The 18,722-nt window shown below is 64.6% G+C and carries 21 protein-coding genes; 6 read left to right on the top strand and 15 right to left on the bottom strand.

The window, feature by feature from the left end; translation table 11 throughout:
- Positions 1-11 precede the first annotated feature (11 nt).
- Genes K6T56_10080 through K6T56_10070 form a run of 3 tightly spaced genes read left to right on the top strand, consistent with a single transcriptional unit; the run spans position 12 to position 2,847 of the window.
- The gene (locus K6T56_10080; protein ID MCL6556697.1) at positions 12-614 is read left to right on the top strand and encodes a YggT family protein; all 603 of its coding nucleotides are present in this window, start codon (positions 12-14) and stop codon (positions 612-614) included.
- Positions 611-907 carry a DUF167 domain-containing protein gene (locus tag K6T56_10075; protein MCL6556696.1) on the top strand — a complete coding sequence of 99 codons (297 nt, stop codon included), beginning with the start codon at positions 611-613 and terminating at the stop codon, positions 905-907. The genes K6T56_10080 and K6T56_10075 overlap by 4 nt, the downstream gene beginning before the upstream one ends.
- Positions 904-2,847, top strand: coding sequence for a dynamin family protein (locus tag K6T56_10070; protein MCL6556695.1), 1,944 nt, complete (start codon positions 904-906; stop codon positions 2,845-2,847). The genes K6T56_10075 and K6T56_10070 overlap by 4 nt, the downstream gene beginning before the upstream one ends.
- A 3-nt stretch (positions 2,848-2,850) precedes the next feature.
- On the opposite strand, the gene lipB is transcribed toward K6T56_10070, so the two are convergent.
- The 10 genes from lipB to gshA form a co-directional block, all read right to left on the bottom strand.
- Entirely contained in the window at positions 2,851-3,471 is a 621-nt protein-coding gene (lipB, locus tag K6T56_10065) for a lipoyl(octanoyl) transferase LipB (protein ID MCL6556694.1), read from the bottom strand.
- Positions 3,472-3,478: 7 nt separating this feature from the next.
- A complete protein-coding gene (locus tag K6T56_10060) occupies positions 3,479-3,742 on the bottom strand; it encodes a DUF493 domain-containing protein (GenBank protein ID MCL6556693.1) in 264 nt (87 codons plus the stop codon).
- A gap of 1 nt (position 3,743) precedes the next feature.
- Entirely contained in the window at positions 3,744-4,607 is an 864-nt protein-coding gene (locus K6T56_10055; GenBank protein ID MCL6556692.1) for a D-amino acid aminotransferase, read from the bottom strand.
- A complete protein-coding gene (locus K6T56_10050) occupies positions 4,604-5,740 on the bottom strand; it encodes a D-alanyl-D-alanine carboxypeptidase (protein ID MCL6556691.1) in 1,137 nt (378 codons plus the stop codon). The genes K6T56_10055 and K6T56_10050 overlap by 4 nt, the downstream gene beginning before the upstream one ends.
- Before the next feature lie 45 nt (positions 5,741-5,785).
- Positions 5,786-7,516, bottom strand: a complete 1,731-nt coding sequence (ptsP, locus tag K6T56_10045; GenBank protein MCL6556690.1) for a phosphoenolpyruvate--protein phosphotransferase — start codon at positions 7,514-7,516, stop codon at positions 5,786-5,788.
- Between the two features lie 35 nt (positions 7,517-7,551).
- Entirely contained in the window at positions 7,552-7,821 is a 270-nt protein-coding gene (locus K6T56_10040) for an HPr family phosphocarrier protein (GenBank protein MCL6556689.1), read from the bottom strand.
- Positions 7,802-8,215, bottom strand: a complete 414-nt coding sequence (locus tag K6T56_10035) for a PTS sugar transporter subunit IIA (protein MCL6556688.1) — start codon at positions 8,213-8,215, stop codon at positions 7,802-7,804. Before K6T56_10035 ends, K6T56_10040 begins: the two co-directional genes overlap by 20 nt.
- Positions 8,216-8,333: 118 nt before the next feature.
- The gene (locus K6T56_10030) at positions 8,334-9,371 is read right to left on the bottom strand and encodes an FAD:protein FMN transferase (GenBank protein ID MCL6556687.1); all 1,038 of its coding nucleotides are present in this window, start codon (positions 9,369-9,371) and stop codon (positions 8,334-8,336) included.
- Positions 9,368-10,303, bottom strand: a complete 936-nt coding sequence (gene gshB / locus K6T56_10025; protein ID MCL6556686.1) for a glutathione synthase — start codon at positions 10,301-10,303, stop codon at positions 9,368-9,370. The genes K6T56_10030 and gshB overlap by 4 nt, the downstream gene beginning before the upstream one ends.
- Before the next feature lie 21 nt (positions 10,304-10,324).
- Positions 10,325-11,614, bottom strand: a complete 1,290-nt coding sequence (gene gshA, locus K6T56_10020; GenBank protein MCL6556685.1) for a glutamate--cysteine ligase — start codon at positions 11,612-11,614, stop codon at positions 10,325-10,327.
- A gap of 144 nt (positions 11,615-11,758) precedes the next feature.
- On the opposite strand from gshA, the gene K6T56_10015 reads away from it, so the two are divergent.
- The gene (locus tag K6T56_10015) at positions 11,759-12,529 is read left to right on the top strand and encodes a hypothetical protein (protein ID MCL6556684.1); all 771 of its coding nucleotides are present in this window, start codon (positions 11,759-11,761) and stop codon (positions 12,527-12,529) included.
- A gap of 63 nt (positions 12,530-12,592) precedes the next feature.
- Here K6T56_10015 and amt read toward each other — a convergent pair whose 3' ends face one another.
- From amt to K6T56_10000, 3 genes are read right to left on the bottom strand one after another with little or no spacing between them, the layout of a single operon-like run.
- Entirely contained in the window at positions 12,593-14,095 is a 1,503-nt protein-coding gene (amt, locus tag K6T56_10010) for an ammonium transporter (protein MCL6556683.1), read from the bottom strand.
- A 10-nt stretch (positions 14,096-14,105) separates the two neighbouring features.
- Positions 14,106-14,444, bottom strand: coding sequence for a P-II family nitrogen regulator (glnK, locus tag K6T56_10005; GenBank protein ID MCL6556682.1), 339 nt, complete (start codon positions 14,442-14,444; stop codon positions 14,106-14,108).
- Between the two features lie 20 nt (positions 14,445-14,464).
- Entirely contained in the window at positions 14,465-15,271 is an 807-nt protein-coding gene (locus tag K6T56_10000) for a TorF family putative porin (protein MCL6556681.1), read from the bottom strand.
- A 319-nt stretch (positions 15,272-15,590) separates the two neighbouring features.
- On the opposite strand from K6T56_10000, the gene K6T56_09995 reads away from it, so the two are divergent.
- Both K6T56_09995 and K6T56_09990 read left to right on the top strand, forming a co-directional pair.
- The gene (locus K6T56_09995; protein MCL6556680.1) at positions 15,591-15,839 is read left to right on the top strand and encodes an accessory factor UbiK family protein; all 249 of its coding nucleotides are present in this window, start codon (positions 15,591-15,593) and stop codon (positions 15,837-15,839) included.
- A gap of 28 nt (positions 15,840-15,867) precedes the next feature.
- The gene (locus tag K6T56_09990) at positions 15,868-17,358 is read left to right on the top strand and encodes a YifB family Mg chelatase-like AAA ATPase (GenBank protein MCL6556679.1); all 1,491 of its coding nucleotides are present in this window, start codon (positions 15,868-15,870) and stop codon (positions 17,356-17,358) included.
- An 80-nt stretch (positions 17,359-17,438) separates the two neighbouring features.
- On the opposite strand, the gene K6T56_09985 is transcribed toward K6T56_09990, so the two are convergent.
- Both K6T56_09985 and K6T56_09980 read right to left on the bottom strand, forming a co-directional pair.
- A complete protein-coding gene (locus K6T56_09985; protein MCL6556678.1) occupies positions 17,439-17,777 on the bottom strand; it encodes a hypothetical protein in 339 nt (112 codons plus the stop codon).
- Positions 17,774-18,640 carry an STAS domain-containing protein gene (locus tag K6T56_09980; protein MCL6556677.1) on the bottom strand — a complete coding sequence of 289 codons (867 nt, stop codon included), beginning with the start codon at positions 18,638-18,640 and terminating at the stop codon, positions 17,774-17,776. Before K6T56_09980 ends, K6T56_09985 begins: the two co-directional genes overlap by 4 nt.
- Positions 18,641-18,722 lie beyond the last annotated feature (82 nt).

Here is an 18,722-nt window from a genome sequence, read left to right as displayed (position 1 = left end):
GGACTCAAGCCATGCTCAGCGAAGCCGTTATTTTTCTTCTGGACACCATCGGCACCGCGTTTGTCGCGCTGCTTTTGCTGCGTTTTTATCTGCAACTTTTGCGGGTGCACCCGGGTAACCCGCTCAGCCAGTTCGTGATGACGCTGACGGATTTCGTGGTACTGCCGGCACGGCGCAGGCTGCCCGCGATGGGGGGCTGGGATGTAGCCACCCTTCTTGTCGCGCTGGCGGTGCAGTGGCTGCTGCTCATCGTCATCGAGGCGTTGGCCGGCCTGCCCCTGCTGCGGGGCGGCCCCATCATGTTTCTGGGCCTGGGTTTCATGGCGGCGGTGGAGCTCTTGCGCATGAGCCTTTATCTGCTGATGCTGGTACAGGTGCTGTTGTTCGTGGTGAGCCTTATCAACCCCATGAGCCCCTTCATGGGTGTGTTGGAGGCGCTGTCGCGTCCCTTCACGCGGCGGGTGCGGCGGATCATTCCGCCGGTGGCCAACGTGGACCTGTCGCCGATGGTGATCCTCATCGTCTGCCAGTTGCTGCTGATGCTGCCGGTGGCCTGGCTGGAACGGCTGGCCAAGGGAGTGATCCATGTCAGCATGGGAGGCCTGGGGTTGTGACGCATCCCTGGTACCGGCGCGGGAGCACGGGGACCCTCGTCCTCACCGTGCAGGTGCAGCCCAACGCGCCGCGCACGGAGGTGGTGGGTCCCCATGGCGATGCGCTGAAAATCCGTGTCGCGGCACCGCCGCTGGAGAACCGGGCCAATGAGAAACTGATCGACTTCCTGGCGCAGGTCTTCGACGTGCCCCTGCGTCAGGTGCAGGTGAAAAGCGGCGAACACGCTCGCCGGAAGATCGTGGAGATCGCAGGCAGTCGTATCGATCCGGAGCAGGCATTGCTCAAGCCATGACCGTCCTTATCAGACAACGGGTGGAGCAGTACCGCCGCTGGCGCGAGGATCTCCTTGCCGCCATCGAGGCCTATCAGGCGTGGCTGGATGCGCGCGGTGGGGTGGAGGCGGCGCAGTCGCTGAAGCTCTACGACCTCATGGAAAGCCTGCGCCACGACCGCATCACCCTGGCCTTCGTCGCCGAGTTCTCCCGGGGCAAGACGGAGCTCATCAACGCCCTTTTCTTCGCCGACTTCCGGCAGCGGCTGCTGCCCTCGGATGCCGGGCGCACCACCATGTGCCCGACGGAAATCTTTTACGATCCGGGCGAGCGCCCTTATCTGCGGCTGCTCCCCATCGAGACCCGCTATCGCGACGAGACTATCCGCCAACTCAGAAAAAAACCCGTCGAATGGGTGACGAGCTGGCTCGACCTCGACCACCCGGAGCAGATGGTGGAAATCTTCGAAAGCCTCACCGAAACCAAGCGGGTGAGCCAGGTAGAGGCACGCGCCCTGGGGCTGTGGGACGACCAGGATCCCATGCAGGCGGACATGCTGCGGGAGGACGGGCGGGTGGAAATCCCCAAGTGGCGCCATGCCCTCATCAACTATCCGCACCCGCTGCTGAAAAGCGGTCTGGCCATTCTCGACACGCCGGGGCTCAATGCCCTGGGCAGCGAACCCGAGCTCACTTTGAGCATGATCCCCAGTGCCCATGCGGTGCTCTTTCTGCTTGCCACCGACACCGGTGTGACGCGCTCCGACCTGGAAATCTGGCAAAAGCACGTGGCGCCCCATGCCGCCCACAGCATCGTCGTGCTGAACAAGGTGGACACCCTGTGGGACGAGTTGAAGCCCTGGGACAAGGTGCAGGCGACCATCGAGCGGCAGAAGCAGGCCACCGCCCAGCAACTGGGCATCGCCCCCGGCCAGGTGCTCGCCCTGTCGGCGCAGAAGGCACTTCTTGCCAGAATCCGCGGCGATGAGACCCTGGCGGCGCGCAGCGGCATCGCCGCGCTGGAACAGCTGCTTGCCCGCGACATCATCCCCAGACGCCAGGAAATCCTGCGCACGGCGGTCACCCGGGAAATCGGCGCGCTGGTGCTCGCCGCCTACAAGAGCGCCAGCAGCCGGCTTGCCGCCGTGCGCCACGAGCGCGCCGAGCTGTCATCCCTTTCCGGCAAGAACCGGGAAGTGATCCACAAGATGCTGCAGAAGCTAAACGAGGACAAGCTGACCTACGAGGAAACCCTGCACGCCTTCAACGTCACCCGTTCCGTCATCACCCGCCATGGCCACATTCTTCTGAGCAACCTGAGCATGGAACGGCTGGATGGCATCCTGGAAAGGGCGCACGCCTCCCTCAAGGGAAGCTGGACCACGGCGGGGCTGATGCGGGGCATGCAGTCCCTGATCCGCCACACCGCCCAGCAGTTCCAGCACATCCACAAGCATGCGCGGCAGATCAAGGGGCTGGTGGACAGCGCCTACGTCCGCTTCCATGTTCAGCATGGTTTCGAAAGACGGGAAGCGCCGTTTCTCGACCTCGACCCCTGTCAGGCCGCCTTCGACGAACTCAAACGGCGCACCGAAGCCTTCTGCCGCGATCCGGTGAACATCCTCACCGAGAAGCATTTCCTGGTGCGGCGGTTCTTCCTCAACCTGGCCGCCGAGGCACGCGCCATCTTCGAGCGCGCCCGCCACGATAGCGAAATCTGGTTGCGCAATGCCCTGGGCCCGCTGCTGAGCCAGATCACCGACTACAAAATGGACATGGAGCGGCGCATCGAAAACGTCCGCAAAATCCACGAAAACATCGACAGTCTGCAGGAAAGGCTGAAGGAGCTGGCCGCCACCGAAGCAGCACTCGACCGTGAAGTGGAAACCCTGGGCGGTATCCTCAGCCGCCTGAAACCCCCCACACAGGCAAGTCAGGCGAAAAACCGCGACGCGGCCTAGCCCTCAGAGGCAGCGGGCAAGCCTCGCGGCCAAGCGTTCGGCCACCGCCGGCAAAGGCTCCGCCACCCCCAGATCGCGCAACTGGGTGACCTCAAGGCCCGGATAGCCGCAGGGATCGATCCAGGTGAAGGGCGCCAGATCCATGTCCACATTGAGGGCGAGACCGTGATAACTCCTGCCCTGGCGGATGCGCAGACCCAACGCGGCGATTTTCTTTTCCGCCACATAGACCCCCGGCGCCTTGTCACGACGTCGGCCCTCGATGCCATAGTCGGCGAGGAGATCGATCACCGCCTGCTCCATGCGCTGCACCAGCTCCCGCACGCCGTATCCGCGCCGGCGCAAATCCAGGAGCAGATAGGCCACGATCTGCCCCGGCCCGTGGTAGGTCACCTGGCCGCCGCGGTCGCTGGCGATGATGGGGATGTCGCTGGCGCGCAGGATGTGGCTGCGTCTGCCCGCAAGCCCTAGGGTGAAGACGGGCGGGTGTTCCAACAGCCACAGTTCGTCCGCAGTGTCGGGCCCGCGCTGGGCGGTGAATGCCTGCATCGCCTGCCAGGTGGTGGAATACTCCACCCGCCCCAGCCGGCGCACGACGAGCAGGGGGTTGGCGGTGTGGGCCATGGCTGCCTCAGAGCACCACCTTGACCCAGGGATGCCGGCTCAACTCGCCATAGAGGGCGTCGAGCTGGGCGCGGGAGACGGCGTGGATGGTGCAGGTGAGGCTAAGATAACGGCCGTTGCGGGAGGGCCGCATCTCCGTGGCGGCCGGATCATAATCCGGTGCGTGGCGCAGGACGATCTCCACCATGGTCTGCGCAAAATCATCGCGCGCCTCGCCCATGATCTTGATGGGGAAGCGCTGAGGGAATTCGAGCCCGCTGCCGTCACTCATTTCAACCGCCCCGCATGGCGGTGGCCTTGAAGGCCTGATAGAGGGCATCCATGCGCGCAAAGAGAGGCCCCGGCCGGCCGTTGCCCACCACTTTTCCGTCGAGCCGCGTGATGGGGAGCACTTCTCGCGTCGAGGAGGTGAGCCACAGTTCGTCTGCGTTGCGCAGCTCCGCCTCAGCAATGCGCCGGATGTGGACCGGAATGCCGTCGGCCTGGGCGAGCTCCACCACCACATCGTAGGTGATGCCGGCAAGCATCAGGTTGTCCTTGGGTGGGGCATGCAATGCCCCGTCCTTGACGACAAAGATGTTGCTCGCCGCGCCTTCGGTGAGGAAACCATCGCGTAGGAGAACCGCCTCCATGGCCCCCGCCTCCACCGCCAGTTGCCGCAGCAGCACATTGGGCAGCAGGGAGATGGATTTGATGTCGCAACGCAGCCAGCGGTTGTCGATGGCGGTGATGGCGGTCACCCCCTCCTGCTTGAGGACGGGGTCGGGCGGCAAAAGGGGCGTGCTCATCATGAACACCGTGGGCCGAACCACCGGCGGAAAGGCATGGTCCCGCTTGGCCGGACCGCGCGTCACCTGCAGATAAAGATACTGGTCCTCCCCCTCGTTGCGGGCGATGAGCGCTTCGATCAACGCTGTCCACTCCGCCTCTCCATGGGGGTTGGCAAGCTTGATCGCGGTGAGACTGTATTGCAGCCGGCGCAAATGCTCCCGCAGGCGGAAGGGGCGCCGCGAATAGACGGGGATCACCTCATACACCCCATCGCCGAAGATGAAGCCCCGATCCAGCACGGGCACCATCGCCTCCTCCATCGGGAGCCAGCGGCCATTGAGATAGACCGTCATCGTCTCCCTCATCGCCACCACAGGCGCACCGTATCCCAGGCGCGGCGGAACAGGCCCGCCACGCCCACCTCCTGCATGGCCTGCAGCGTGAAGTTGGCATAGGGCCTACCCCCCACCTCGATGGTGAGCGTTCCCACCGGCTGCCCTTTGGCAAGGGGCGCCAGAAGGGGCTGGCGGCTTGCCAGGCTGGCCTTCGCCTGGGCATAGTAGCCCTTGGGCAGGGAGAGATACACATCCTGGTCGAAGCCCGCCGCCACCGTCTTTGCCGCGCCCTTGTACACCGGCAGGGTGGCGACGGTCTGCCCTTTGCGGTAGAGGCGGTAGGTCTCGTAAAACTGGAAGCCGTAGTTGAGGAGCTTCTGGCTTTCCATGGTGCGGGCATTGTCGGAAGCGGCGCCGGCCACCACTGAAATCAGCCGCATCTCCCCCCGTTTGGCAGAGGCGATGAGACAGTAGCCCGCCCCTTCGGTGTGGCCGGTCTTCACCCCGTCCACATAGGGGTCCTGCCACAGCAGGCGGTTGCGGTTGGGTTGGGTGATTTTGTTGTAGGTGAATTCCTTCAGCGAGTAGAGGCGATAGAACTCGGGAAAATCTCGGATCAGCGCCGCCGCCAGCCGCGCCAAGTCGCGCGCCGTGGAATAGTGTTGCGGATGGGGCAGCCCCGTGGAATTGGTGAAATGGGTGTTGGCAAGCCCCAGGCGCTTCGCCTCGCGGTTCATGAGTTCCACGAAGGCCTCTTCGCTGCCGGCAATCCCTTCCGCCAGGGTGATACAGGCATCATTGCCCGACTGCACGATCATGCCCTTGAGCAGATCCTCCACCCGCGCCGGCTGCCGGGGATCGAGGAACATGCGGGAGCCTTCGCTACGCCAGGCCTTCTCCGACACCGGCAGGCTGTCGGTGAGCTTGAGCCGACCCTGCCGGATGGCGGTGAAGGCGAGATAGGCGGTCATCAGTTTGGTCAGCGACGCCGGTTCGATGCGCTCGTCCGCATTCTGGGCCTGCAACACCTGGCCGCTCTGGAAATCCATGAGCAGCCACGAACGCGCAGCAATATCCGGCGCAGCCGGCGGCGGCACCAGTCCCTGCGCCTGCGCCGGCAGCCAGGGGAGAAACATGAGCAGGGTGAAAAGGATTTTTTTCATGCTTGCATCCGCAGGGGTTCACCAAGGGCAGGGGATTATACCGGCTCACAGGCTGTTCAGCCGGGCGAGCAGGGCGCGTATTTTTTCCGGCTCTTCGGTCTTCAGCATCTTGCTCACCAGATTCTGCACTTCGGGCAGGTTGGTTTTCAGCACCTGTTGCTTGACCGCCAAGAGATGTGCCGGATGCATGGAGAATTCCCGCAGGCCGAAGCCAAGCAGCAGGCGGGTGAGTTTCGGGTCCCCCGCCATTTCACCGCACACCGCCACCGGCGTGCCGCTGCGGTTGGCGGTGCGGATGGTGTGGGCGACGAGCTGCAGCACCGCCGGATGCAGGGGATCATAGAGGTGGGCCACGCTGTCATCGGTGCGGTCGATGGCCAGCGTGTACTGGATGAGGTCGTTGGTGCCGATGGAAAGGAAATCCAGCTTGCGGACGAAGGTCTGCGCCATGAGTGCGGCGGCGGGAATCTCGATCATGCCCCCCACCTTGACCGCCCGGTCGTAAGGGATGCCATCGGCGTCGAGACTTTTTTTCGCCACCTCGATGAGATGCAGGGTGTGCTCCAGTTCCTGCACCGTGGCCAGCATGGGGATGAGAATCTGCACCCGGCCGTAGTGGGAGGCGCGCAGAATGGCCCGTAGCTGGGTGTGGAAGAGCTGCGGCTCGGCAAGACAGAGGCGGATCGCCCTCAGCCCCAGCGCCGGGTTGGCGCTGGGCGGCCGTTCCGCGTGGCTCAACTGTTTGTCCGCGCCTAGATCCAGGGTGCGGATGGTGACCGGCGCACCCTCCATCGCCGCCACCACCTGCCGGTAGAACTCGAACTGTTCGTCCTCGCCGGGCAGGTCGCTGCGATTCATGAACAGGAATTCGCTGCGGAAGAGGCCGATGCCGGTGGCACCGTTTTCCTTCACCTGCGCCACGTCCTGCGGCAACTCGATGTTGGCATGCAGCTCCACCGGCGTGCCGTCGAGGGTGCGTGTCTTCGTCTGCGCCAGCCGCTTGAGTTTCTGGCGTTCCAGCTCCCACTGGTTCTTGCGCAGACGATATTCCGCCAGCACGTGCTGGTCGGGGTTGACGATGACCACGCCCTGGTCGCCATCGACGATGATCAGCTCGTGCTCGCGGATGAGACTGCGCGCGTGGTGCAAGGCCACCACCGAGGGGATGTTGAGACTGCGGGCGAGAATGGCGGTGTGGGAAGTGGCCCCGCCCACGTCGGTGATGAAGGCGGCGAATTTGTGCCGCTTGAAGAGGATCATGTCCGCCGGTGACAGATCGTGCGCCACCAGGATGCTATCTTCCTCGGGGGTGCGCGCCTCCGCGGGCACGCCCGGGTGCCCGAGGAGCTCCTTGAGCACCTTTTCCACCACCTGGATGACATCCTGCTTGCGCTCCCGCAGGTAGGGGTCCTCGATGCGCTCGAACTGGTCGAGGAGATTCTCCATCTGCTGGGTGAGTGCCCATTCGGCATTGCACTGCTGCGCTTCGATGAGCTGCTTGGGCACCTTGGACAGGCTGGAGTCGTTGAGGATCATGAGGTGGACTTCGAGGAAGGCTTCCACCTCGGGCGGCGCATCCGGCGGGATGTGGGCGCGCATGCCCTCGAGCTCGGCACGCACCGCCGCCACCGCGGCATCGAAACGCGCCTTTTCCTCCTCCAGCAGATGCTGGGGCAGGACATAGTGGGGGACATCGAGGGCGGCATGGGAGACGAGATGGGCAAAGCCGATGGCAATGCCACCGGAGACGGCCACCCCGTGCATGGTGAAGCTCATGGGCGCCCTCCCCTCCCCTTAAGCGGCGACGAGGGTCATTGCCCCTCGCCGAATTTGTCATGGATGAGGTCCATGAGGGCGGCCATCGCTTCCGCCTCGTCCGGCCCGTTGGTCTCGATACGGATGACGCTGCCCTTGCCGGCGGCCAGCATCATCACGCCCATGATGCTCTTGGCGTTGACCCGGTTGCCGTTGCGTTCGAGAAAGACATCGCTCTGAAAACGGCCGGCAAGCTGAGAAAGCTTTGCCGAAGCACGCGCATGCAAACCCAGCTTGTTGGTGATTTCAACGTCCTGTTGCAACACGACATGCTTCCTTGGACACCTCGATGACTCCCTCCCGGCCACCGGTGACGGCCTTCTCCACCACCACCTGCAGCGGCTGTTCCCGATAGGTAAGCACCCGCACCAGCATGGGCAGGTTCACGCCCGCCACCACTTCCACCCGTCCCGCCTGCAAGAGCTGACAGCCCACGTTGCATGGTGTGGCACCATAGATGTCGGAAAGCACCAGCACACCGCTGCCGTCGTCGAGCTCCGCCACCAGCGCCCGCGCCCGCGGCAGCAGCACGGCGGGATCATCGTGCACGCTTACGCTGAGGGCGCCCAGTCGCGGCGGCCGCGTGCCGAACACGTGGTTCGCACAGTGGATGAGACTCTCGCCCAGGTTGCCATGGGCGATGATCAGAATACCAACCATGATGCCATCCCTGCCGGGCCATCCCGGCATCATTGCAGCAACTCCGCGTTGCCTGCGGCCGGCGTACCCTGCGCCGGCCTTGTTCATCAAGAAAAATCCGTGCCAGTAGCTCCGGCCTTCAGGGCACGATCACCGGCTTGGGGGCGTCGGCAGAAAATTTCAGCCGCCGCGCAAGACGCTGTGTGACGAATATTTTACCCTCCCCGTCCACCAGCAGGGCGTGGCTTATCCCCATGCGCTGCGCCGCCTGCTGCCAGCCGGCGGGACCGGCAATGAAAAGGGGCTTGGAGGCCACATCCGAACGCACCCCCGCCTTGGGCCCACCCGGGATGAGCACCGTCACCGCCTGCACACCCTGCGCCGGCCAGCCGGTGGTGGGGTCGATGAGATGACAATAACGTCGGCCATCCAATTCGAAATAGCGCTGGTAGTCTCCGGAAGTGCCGATCGCCTCGCCGTCGTAGAGGTCCAGCTCGGCGAGCACCCCGGGCTTGCGCGGATGCTGGATAGCCACGTGCCAGGGCCGATCACCCGCACGTCCCAAGGCCAACACATTGCCGCCGATATTGATGAGGGCGTTGCGCACACCCATCGTGGAAAGCTCCCGCGCCGCCACATCAAGGGCAAGGCCCTTTGCGTAACCGCCGAAGTCGAGGGCAACGAAACGATTGCGGCTCATCGCCTGTCCTTTCGCGATGGTGATGTCCCCCATGCCGGGGCGGGCGACCACCACCTCGGCAATGGCGGCGTTGCTGGGACGCTGGGGGCGGAACTCGTCACCATGGAAGCCCCACAACGCAACCAGCCGGCCGATGGCAGGATTGAAAAGCCCACCGGAAAGCGCCCACCAGTGGCGGGCATCCTCGATGGCGGTGGCCAGTTCCGGCGAGACCGGCACCGCCTCGCCCCGGGCAAAGGCGGCATTGACAGTGGTCACCTCGCTGGGTTTCCAGGCATGGAACTTCGCGTGCAGGCGATCGAATTCCCGCAACACTCGGCCAGCGGCCTCCCGCGCCCGGCCTTCCGGCTCACCATAGATGGTGACCTCCACCAGGGTGCCGAAAACATAGGCCTGCTCCTGATGCACCGGCGGGCGTCCACAGCCAGCGAGCTGCAGCACAAGGGTGAGAATGAGAAGGCGAAGCGCCCCCTTCATTGCCGCTCCAGGGCATCCAGGAACAGGGCTGCCACATCGAAACCCGTCTGCGCCGTGATCTCCTGCATGCCGGTGGGACTGGTCACGTTGATCTCGGTCAGCCAGTCGCCGATCACATCGAGCCCCACCAGAAACAGGCCTGCCTGCTTCAGCACCGGACCCACGGTTTCGGCAATCTCCCGGTCCCGCGCTGAGAGGGGTTGAGCCACGCCGCGGCCCCCCGCCGCCAGATTGCCCCGCGTCTCCCCTGGCCTGGGGATGCGCGCGAGCGCCCAGGGCACCGGTTCGCCGTCGATCAAAAGAATGCGCTTGTCCCCTAGCGCGATCTCCGGGATATAACGCTGGGTCATCACCGTGCGCGTGCCCATCCGGGTCATGGTCTCCACGATGACGTTAAGATTGGGATCCAGGAGGCTTGTGCGGAACACGCTGGTGCCCCCCATGGCATCGAGCGGCTTGATCACCGCCTCACCCTGCGTTGCGATGAAGGCGCGGATACGGGCCATGTCGCGGCTCACCAGGGTGGGGGCCATGAAACGGGGGAAGCGGGCAATGGAGAGTTTCTCGTTATAGTCGCGGATGGCGGCCGGACGGTTGAGGATGCGCGCCCCCGCCCTTTCGGCGAGCTCCAGCAGATAGGTGCTGTACACGTATTCCATGTCGAAAGGTGGGTCCTTGCGCATGAGCACCCAGTCGAAATCCGTGAGCGCATGGGTTTGCGCCTCCTCCACGGAATACCAGGCCAGCGCGTCATCCACCAGGGTGAGCCGGCTCACACGGGCGAGCACCTCACCACCTTCAAGCCAGAGATCGCCCTGCTCCATGACGAAGAGCCCATGCCCCCGCCGCGCCGCCTCGCGCATGATGGCGAAGGTGGAATCCTTGTAGGTCTTGATGTGTTCGAGGGGGTCGAGAATGATGGCAATGCGCATGAACGCCTCCGCAGCGTAGCTTCATCTCCGGGGCGCAGCGGGCACACCCATCTGCTCAAGCTCCAGCGACGCCGCCAACAGCGCCAGCCGCGCGATCACCCCGTAGGTGTAAAAGCGGTTGGGCGGCGCATCGGGGCGGGCATCGGTTTCCGGCAGGGAGCAGGTGGTTTCGAAGGAAAGCGGCACGAAATGCATGCCGGGTGAATTGAGATTCTCATCCTTGCCCCTTGCCGTGTGCACCCGGTAGAACCCCCCCACCACGTAATGGTCGATCATGTACACCACGGGCTCGGCGACCGCCTCGTTGATGCTTTCGAAGGTGTAGACGCCCTCCTGGATGAGCACATCCCTCACCACCAGGCCTTCCTTCACCACAGCCATTTTCTTGCGCTGGTTGCGGTTGAGCTGGCGCACCTCGTCGGGGCTTTTTACGCTCATGATGCCCATGCCATAGGTGCCGGCATCGGCCTTGACGATGACGAAGGGCGGCTCCGTGATGCCATTTTCCCGGTAACGGGCGCGGATTTTGTCAAGCAGCGTCTCCACCTTGGCGACGAGACATTGGACACCCTCGGGGTTACGGAAATCGATCGCCCCACAGGTTTCGAAGTAGGGATCGATGAGCCAGGGGTCGATGCCGATCAGTTGGGCGAACTCAGCCGCCACACGGGAATAATGGGCGAAGTGCACCGACTTGCGCCGCGCATGCCAGCCGGCGGCAACGGGCGGGATGATGGGCTGGGCCACCCCTTGCAGAATTTCCGGCACGCCCGCGGAAAGATCGTTGTTGAGGAGGATGGCGCAGGGATCGAAATCCGAAAGCCCCAGCCGGTCCCCCTTGCGACGCAGGGGTTCCAGCACCACCTCCTCCCCCGTGGGCAGCTCGATCCGGGTGGGCTGGGTAATGTCCGCAATCAGCGTGCCAATGCGCACCTCGAGCCCCGCGTGGCGCAGGATATAGGCGAGCGCGGCGACGTTGGCGAGGTAATAGAGATTGCGCGTGTGGCTTTCCGGGATGATAAGGAAGCGGCGCGCATCGGGGCAGATTTTCTCCACCGCCGACATGGTCGCGTGCACACACAGGGGCAGGAAATCCGGGTTGAGATTGTTGAAGCCACCGGGGAAGAGATTGGTGTCCACCGGTGCCACCTTGAACCCCGCGTTGCGCAGATCCACGGAAGCATAGAAAGGCACCGGATGCTGCTGCCATTGGCGGCGGAACCAGTGCTCGATTTCCGGCATCGCCTCCAGGATGCGCTTTTCCAGGGACAGCAGGGGGCCGGTGAGGGCGGTGGAGAGATGGGGGACCATGGCAGCCGCCTCGTGAAGAAAGCCGCGATTCTAACTTGAAACGCCGCTGCGGCGCGAAGGGCGGCCTTGGCCTCGCGGGGAAGGAGTGGCGGGGCGCGTCCTCGCCTTCTACAATTTCGTGTTTCTTCCTTGCCTTGAGCCATCATGCGTCCCCCCGTCGTCATCATCGGTCTTGGCCAACTGGGCCGCGTTTTCGCCGGCGGTTTCCTGCGGGCGGGGCATCCGGTCTATCCCGTCAACCGGGGTGAGGACATGGGTCGGCTTGTCGGTGAACTGCCCCATCCCGCTCTGGTTCTCGTGGCGGTGGCGGAAGCCGACTTCCATACCGTCCTGGCGGCCCTGCCCTCTGTCTGGAAAGATCGCGTGGCCCTCATCCAGAATGAGCTTCTGCCCCGGGACTGGCAGGCGCACGCCATTTCCCAGCCCACCGTGGCGGCGGTGTGGTTCGAGAAGAAACCCGGCACCGATGCCAAACCCCTCCTCCCCACCCCTGTGCATGGGCCGCAGGCCCCCCTGGTGGTCGCCGCCCTGACCGCCATCGGACTGCCGGCCCGGGAGGTGAAAAGCGAAGCCGAGCGGGACCATGAGCTCGTGCGCAAGAATCTCTACATTCTCACCACCAATATCGCCGGGCTGATCACCGGCGGCACGGTGGGCGAGCTGTGGACGCAACACCGCCCCCTGGCCGAGGCGGTGGCGCAGGAGGTACTGGACATCCAGGATGCCCTCACCGGCGCCTGCCACGACCGCGCCGCCCTGCTGCGGGGTCTTGAGGAGGCCATCCACGCCGACCCGCAGCACGCCTGCCGGGGCCGCAGCGCCCCGGACCGGCTGCGCCGCGCCCTCGCCCACGCCAATGACAGGGGGCTCACGGTGCCCAAACTGCGGGAGATTGCCGCCGCCACCTTCACCTGAAACAGCCCAGGGCGAAAAAAAGGGCGCCGGCGGCGCCCGAACCCCACGGCTGGGAGGAGACACTCAGACGGTGTAGGCCCGTTCCCCGTGTTCGGCCACATCCAGACCTTCGCGTTCCTGTTCTTCGGCGACCCGCAGTCCCACCACCAGATCGACGATCTTGTAGGAGATGAAGGCGGCGACGGCGGACCAGACCACCGACACTCCCACCGCCTTGGCCTGGATCCACAATTGGTCGAGGATGCCATTGGAGCCCACGGTGGCGGTCACCCAGTCGGTGACGAGTCCCGGCCCGCCCAGGGCCTGGTTGTTGAAGACCCCGGTGAGGAGAGCACCGACGATGCCGCCGACGCCGTGCACGCCAAATACATCCAGGGCGTCATCGGCCCCCAGCATTTTCTTGAGGCCCGTCACCCCCCACAGGCAGGCCACCCCGGCGACGAGTCCGATGATGAGGCCCCCCATCATGCCCACATTGCCGGCCGCGGGCGTGATGGCCACAAGACCCGCCACGGCCCCGGAGGCCGCACCCAGCATGGAGGGTTTGCCCTTGACCATCCATTCGGCGAAGCTCCAGCTCAACACGGCGGCGGCGGTGGCGAGCAGGGTGTTGAAGAAGGCCAGTACCGCACTGTTGCCCGCCTCGAGGGCGGAACCGGCGTTGAAGCCGAACCAGCCCACCCACAGCAGCGAGGCACCGATCATGGTCATGGTCAGGTTATGGGGCGGCATGGCCTCCCGCCCGTAACCGATGCGCTTGCCAACGAGATAGGCGCCCACCAGCCCGGCCACCCCCGCGTTGATGTGCACCACCGTGCCACCGGCGAAGTCCAGCGCCCCCCACTGCCAGAGCAGGCCCGCCTTGGCGTTCATGGCATCCACGACCTCCGGTTTGATGTAGGCATCGGGCCCCATCCAGAACCACACCATGTGGGCGATGGGCACGTAGGAGAGGGTGAACCACAGCACCATGAAGAGAAGCACCGCCGGGAACTTCATGCGCTCGGCGAAGGCACCCACGATCAGGGCACAGGTGATGCCGGCGAAGGTGGCCTGGAAGGCGGCGAACAGAAGTTCCGGAATCACCACCCCCTTGCTGAACGTCGCTCCCATGGAGAAGCTGCCATCGGCGGCATTGAACATGCCCTTGAGAAACAGCCGGTCGAAGCCACCGATGAAGGCATTGCCTTCCGTGAAGGCCAGACTGTAGCCGTAGATGGCCCAGAGCACGACGATCAGGGAAAAGGTCACCATCACCTGCATGAGCACGGACAGGGTGTTTTTTGCCCGCACCAGCCCGCCGTAGAACATGGCCAGGCCCGGCACCACCATCATGAGCACGAGGAGGGTGGAGACGAGCATCCAGCTCACATCCCCCTTGTTGGGCGTGGGGGCCGCGGCTGTTGCGGGGGCTGCGGGAGCTGCCGCCTGCGCCGCCGGTGCCGCCGGTTGCGCCGCGGGTGCCGCCTCCACCGGGGCTGCCGCAGGCGGTGCCTCTTCGGCAAGCGCGCCAGCGGTGAAGAGGACGAGCACGCTCAAGAGGAGCGAGGTCAGAATTTTTTTCATCGTCGCCTCCTTACAGTGCGTCCACACCGGTCTCGCCGGTGCGGATGCGAATGGCCTGTTCGAGATGGAACACGAAAATCTTGCCGTCACCGATCTTGCCGGTCTGCGCCGCCTTCTGGATGGCCTCCAGCACCGGCTCCAGCATCTCGTCGCGGATGGCCACCTCGATCTTGATCTTGGGCAGGAAATCCACCACGTACTCGGCACCCCGGTAGAGCTCGGTGTGTCCCTTCTGCCGTCCGAAGCCCTTAACCTCGGTCACGGTCACCCCCTGCACGCCGATGGCGGACAGGGCTTCCCGCACCTCGTCAAGCTTGAACGGCTTGATGATCGCCGTCACGAATTTCATGTCACACTCCTTTCCATCCCTCAGAAGGACTTGGTGAAGGACACCACCAGCCGGCCGGTGGCAACCTTTTTGAAGTTGTCCCCATTGGCAGAGGTGGACCAGTCGTAGATCCACTCCTTGGCATTGGTGTCCGTGTAGGCAAGCGAAACCACCCCAAAGCCCAGATCCTTCGCCACCCCCACTTTCCAGTCGGTGTAGCTGGCGTCACTCACGTTCTTCACCTTCTGGTGCCCGATATGGCCCTGGAGACTTAAGCCACCACCCAGGTCATAGTTGGCGTTGAGCTCGAGATAGTTTGAGCCGCGGCTGCTGCGACCGTTGGCATAGTCGTACCAGCCGATGAAGTTCTCGGACACCACATGGCTGTATTTCACCGACAGCCACTTCCAACTGCCTCCCACATAGACCTCGGTGGTATCCGGCGATTTGACGCTGGTCTTGTTGCCCGGGTAGTAGTAGGTGATGACGCCCAGGTCATAGCCGAAGTCGCCGCTTCCACCCCGGAAGCCGCCGTAGAGGTCCAGCTCCATGGAGTTGTTCTCCTTGAAGGGATCGCCCGTGGTCACGGTACCCGTGCTGTCCTTGAAGGACCGCACCGACACCCAGGACACGTTGGAGCCGAAAGTGCCCACATAAAAGCCGCTGGCGTGGGCATATTCCAGACTGCCCTGGATCGCGGGCCCATTCTGGGTCTGGGAGACCCCGCGGAAGATGTAGTCACTGGTCAGCGTCAGGCTGCCGGTGAAGCTGTGGGGACTGTCTGCGGCAAGGACGGGGCATGAGACCGACGCGAGGCCCAACAACATGGAAAAAAAACGTCGCTGCATGGAAATCTCCTTGTTGAGTGAGGGTGCAGCCCTTCTCTAGCAGGCGCCGTGCCAGCACGGAATCGGCCGTAAAAACAGGGAGATAAGTGCGACCGCCGCGGTCCCGGCGCAAACCCCGCCCCAGACCGGTGCACGTGCCAAACGCTTTGCACCGCAATCGAGCGCAGGGCGTCTCAGCCGCCCCTGCCCCCCCTCAACGCTTGCGGCAGGTGAGCGGCGCCCCACGGCAGCGCAAGGAACCGCCCGCGCCTTTTGCGGGGGATCAGCGTGTCCGGCGCAGGGGATTTCACGCTAGACTTCCATTTTCTGGAGAAGACCCATGCAGAACCCCAAGTTTCTCGACGAGCTGGCCAGCCGCATCCGCGAGGTGTTCGGGCAGTCGCCGGCGGCGGATGTGGAGAAGAATCTGCGGGCGGTGTTGACGAGTTTTTTCAGCCGCCTCGATCTTGTCACCCGTGAAGAGTTCGAGGTGCAGCAGGCCGTGCTTGCCCGCACCCGGGAAAAGCTCGAAGAGCTGGAAAAAAAAGTCGCCGAGCTCGAAGGCGGCAAGCCAGCCGGCGGGACATGAGCCACCTTCAGCGAAACATCTTCGCCGCATGAGTCTCGCCGTTGTGCACAGCCGGGCGCTATCGGGTGTGGAGGCGCCGCTGGTGACGGTGGAGGCGCATCTGGCCAATGGGCTGCCGGGCTTCACCATCGTCGGCCTGCCCGAGGCGGAAGTGAAGGAGGCCCGGGATCGGGTGCGTGCCGCCCTGCAGACGGCGCGCTTCGAATTTCCCGCGCGGCGCATCACCGTCAATCTCGCCCCTGCCGATCTGCCCAAAGAAGGGGGCGCCTTCGATCTGCCCATTGCGCTGGCAATCCTCGCCGCCTCCCAGCAGATTCCCCGGGATGAGCTGGACCGCTATGAATTCGCCGGTGAACTGGCGCTCACCGGTGCGCTGCGTCCGGTGCGCGGGGCGCTCGCCATGGCCTGGCGCGCCGGACAGGCAGGCCGTGCCTTCATCCTGCCGGCAGCCAATGCCGCCGAGGCCGCCCTCGCCGGCAAGGTGGCCATCCATCCCGCCCACACGCTGCTCGAGGTGTGCGGGCATTTCGCCGGCGGCGCCCGCCTGCCGGTTTACGCCGGCAGGCCACCAGAGTCTCCCCGGCCGGAGGCGGATTTCGCCGAGGTGAAGGGCCAGGCGCAGGCGAAACGGGCGCTGGAGGTGGCCGCCGCCGGTGGCCACAGCGTGCTCATGAGCGGGCCGCCGGGAACGGGGAAATCCATGCTGGCCGCCCGCCTGCCCGGCATCCTGCCCCCCATGAGCGAGGAGGAGGCATTGGAAGCGGCGGCCATCCAGTCCCTCGGCAGCCAGGGCTTCCGTTTGGATCAATGGCGGGTGCGTCCCTTCCGCGCCCCCCATCACACCGCTTCCGCCGTGGCCCTGGTGGGAGGCGGCAGCAATCCCCGGCCCGGGGAAATCTCCCTCGCCCACAACGGTGTGTTGTTCCTGGATGAGCTGCCGGAATTCGACCGGCGCGTGCTGGAGGTGTTGCGCGAGCCGCTGGAATCGGGGCGCATCCACATTTCCCGCGCGGCGCAGCAGGCGGAATTCCCGGCACGGTTCCAACTGGTGGCGGCAATGAATCCCTGCCCCTGCGGCTATCTGGGGCATCCCAGCGGCCGCTGCCACTGCACGCCGGATCAAGTGAAGCGCTACCGCAGCCGCCTGTCGGGGCCGCTGCTGGACCGCATCGACATCCAAATCGAGGTGCCCGCACTCACCGAGGCGGAGCTTTTTGCCGCACCCGTGGGGGAGCCGTCGGCAGCCATCCGCGCCCGGGTGGAAGCCGCCCGTGCCCGGCAGATGCAACGCCAGGGCAAGCCCAACGCCCAGCTCGCGCCGGGGGAGGTGGAGACCCACTGCCCGGTGGACGCCGCCGGCACCGCCTTGCTCAAACAAGCCATCTCCCGCCTCAACCTTTCCGGTCGCAGTTACCACCGTATCCTGCGCGTGGCGCGCACCATTGCCGATCTGGAAGGCGAAAGCGGCATCACCCATCGCCACCTGGCGGAGGCGATCCAGTACCGGCGGCTGCTCTAACCGGCACCAACACGAAGCGTTGAGCCGCCCTTCGCCCCCTCTCCCCCTTGGGGAAAAAAAGGGCAGGCAGGCGCCCTGCCTTAGCCGGATTCCATGTCCAGGGCGGTGTGGAAGCTGGGCTTGTCCTGAATCAGGGTGGCGAGGCCGAAGGCCGCGGTGGGCTGCATGTGGATGCACACCATGCGCACGTTGATCGCGCGGCAGGCGCGGCCGAGGGCATCGAGCCAGGCGAAATGAACACGGTCGATCACCGGCACTTCGGCGAGGTCGTAATAAAGGCAATTAGCCTTGTTGGCCTGCAATTCACTGAGGATCGCCTCCATGACCGGCGCGGTGTCCGAGAGATCCAGGGCGCGCGTGGGCTCGGCCAGCATGGCGCCGCCGCCCACCCGGGTGAGATGGATGCCCCCGACGTTCATGCCGCGCGACTCACCTGCACGCCGAGCTGCCGAAAGGCCTCTTTCAGGCCATCGGAGAGGGTGGCCCGGGTGGTGACGTTGCCCAGATCGATGTTCAGGCTGGTCATGGCGCGGGCGATCTCCGGGCGGATGCCGGTGAGGATGGCCGTGGCACCCATGAGCTGGATGGCGCGCACCATCTGGATCATGTGATGGGAGACCTGGGAATCGACGGTGTGCACGCCGGTCACATCCATCACCACCGCCTGCGCCCGTTCCTGGGCGATGCGGTTTAACAGCGCTTCCATGATGATGAGGGTGCGTGAGGAATCCAGCGTGCCGATGATGGGCAGGGTGAGCACGCCGTCCCAGATTTCCGTGATCGGAGTGGACGTGGCGCGCAGTTCCCGCTGCTGGGCATCGATGGTGCGCTCCTTTTCCTCCAGGTAGGTCTGGAACACCGCTAGCAGCAGTTCATTGAACACACTGGAGAGCAGAAGCAGGATCGCGCGCATGTCCTCCGGCTGCACGTCCTCGTCCTGCCCCAAAGCCTCGATGAAGCAGCGCTGCAGAAACTGCATGTAGCGCACGAAGTCCTCCATGCGTCCACCCCGGGCCACGATCTGCTGGGAGATGTTGCCAAAGAAGGTCTTCAGGGCGCGGAAGGCCGGCTGGTGGGAATCGAGGGGATCCTCGGCATCCAAGAGCACCACCATGAGCTCCAGGAATTCCACGCTGAGGTCGGTGATCTCATCGGTGGACAACACGTTGTTGTCGCCGAACACCGCGTGGCCGTGGGCTTCGATGCGGCTGGAAATGTTGCCCACCTGCAGCTTGAGCTGCTCGATGAGGGTCAGGCTGGCTTTCTTGGCGTCTTCGGCCATTGGGCTTCCGCGGATTCAAGTTTGAAGTGCAATTTTGATTAACGGGTAGGTGGGTCAGAATGTGCGAGCATTTTGCCCCATC

It is taken from the genome of Burkholderiales bacterium, assembly GCA_023511995.1.
GTDB lineage: Bacteria > Pseudomonadota > Gammaproteobacteria > Burkholderiales > Thiobacteraceae > Thiobacter.
This window is presented reverse-complemented; position numbering and strand designations above follow the sequence as displayed.

What these genes read in the sequence shown, in the direction of transcription:
- K6T56_10080 (MCL6556697.1), top strand. Translation starts at nt 12, where the DNA reads ATGCTCAGCGAAGCCGTTATTTTTCTTCTGGACACCATCGGCACCGCG.
- K6T56_10070 (MCL6556695.1), top strand. Translation starts at nt 904, where the DNA reads ATGACCGTCCTTATCAGACAACGGGTGGAGCAGTACCGCCGCTGGCGC.
- lipB (MCL6556694.1), bottom strand. Translation starts at nt 3,471, where the DNA reads ATGGCCCACACCGCCAACCCCCTGCTCGTCGTGCGCCGGCTGGGGCGG.
- K6T56_10060 (MCL6556693.1), bottom strand. Translation starts at nt 3,742, where the DNA reads ATGAGTGACGGCAGCGGGCTCGAATTCCCTCAGCGCTTCCCCATCAAG.
- K6T56_10055 (MCL6556692.1), bottom strand. Translation starts at nt 4,607, where the DNA reads ATGAGGGAGACGATGACGGTCTATCTCAATGGCCGCTGGCTCCCGATG.
- K6T56_10050 (MCL6556691.1), bottom strand. Translation starts at nt 5,740, where the DNA reads ATGAAAAAAATCCTTTTCACCCTGCTCATGTTTCTCCCCTGGCTGCCG.
- ptsP (MCL6556690.1), bottom strand. Translation starts at nt 7,516, where the DNA reads ATGAGCTTCACCATGCACGGGGTGGCCGTCTCCGGTGGCATTGCCATC.
- K6T56_10035 (MCL6556688.1), bottom strand. Translation starts at nt 8,215, where the DNA reads ATGGTTGGTATTCTGATCATCGCCCATGGCAACCTGGGCGAGAGTCTC.
- K6T56_10030 (MCL6556687.1), bottom strand. Translation starts at nt 9,371, where the DNA reads ATGAAGGGGGCGCTTCGCCTTCTCATTCTCACCCTTGTGCTGCAGCTC.
- gshB (MCL6556686.1), bottom strand. Translation starts at nt 10,303, where the DNA reads ATGCGCATTGCCATCATTCTCGACCCCCTCGAACACATCAAGACCTAC.
- gshA (MCL6556685.1), bottom strand. Translation starts at nt 11,614, where the DNA reads ATGGTCCCCCATCTCTCCACCGCCCTCACCGGCCCCCTGCTGTCCCTG.
- K6T56_10015 (MCL6556684.1), top strand. Translation starts at nt 11,759, where the DNA reads ATGCGTCCCCCCGTCGTCATCATCGGTCTTGGCCAACTGGGCCGCGTT.
- amt (MCL6556683.1), bottom strand. Translation starts at nt 14,095, where the DNA reads ATGAAAAAAATTCTGACCTCGCTCCTCTTGAGCGTGCTCGTCCTCTTC.
- glnK (MCL6556682.1), bottom strand. Translation starts at nt 14,444, where the DNA reads ATGAAATTCGTGACGGCGATCATCAAGCCGTTCAAGCTTGACGAGGTG.
- K6T56_10000 (MCL6556681.1), bottom strand. Translation starts at nt 15,271, where the DNA reads ATGCAGCGACGTTTTTTTTCCATGTTGTTGGGCCTCGCGTCGGTCTCA.
- K6T56_09995 (MCL6556680.1), top strand. Translation starts at nt 15,591, where the DNA reads ATGCAGAACCCCAAGTTTCTCGACGAGCTGGCCAGCCGCATCCGCGAG.
- K6T56_09990 (MCL6556679.1), top strand. Translation starts at nt 15,868, where the DNA reads ATGAGTCTCGCCGTTGTGCACAGCCGGGCGCTATCGGGTGTGGAGGCG.
- K6T56_09985 (MCL6556678.1), bottom strand. Translation starts at nt 17,777, where the DNA reads ATGAACGTCGGGGGCATCCATCTCACCCGGGTGGGCGGCGGCGCCATG.
- K6T56_09980 (MCL6556677.1), bottom strand. Translation starts at nt 18,640, where the DNA reads ATGGCCGAAGACGCCAAGAAAGCCAGCCTGACCCTCATCGAGCAGCTC.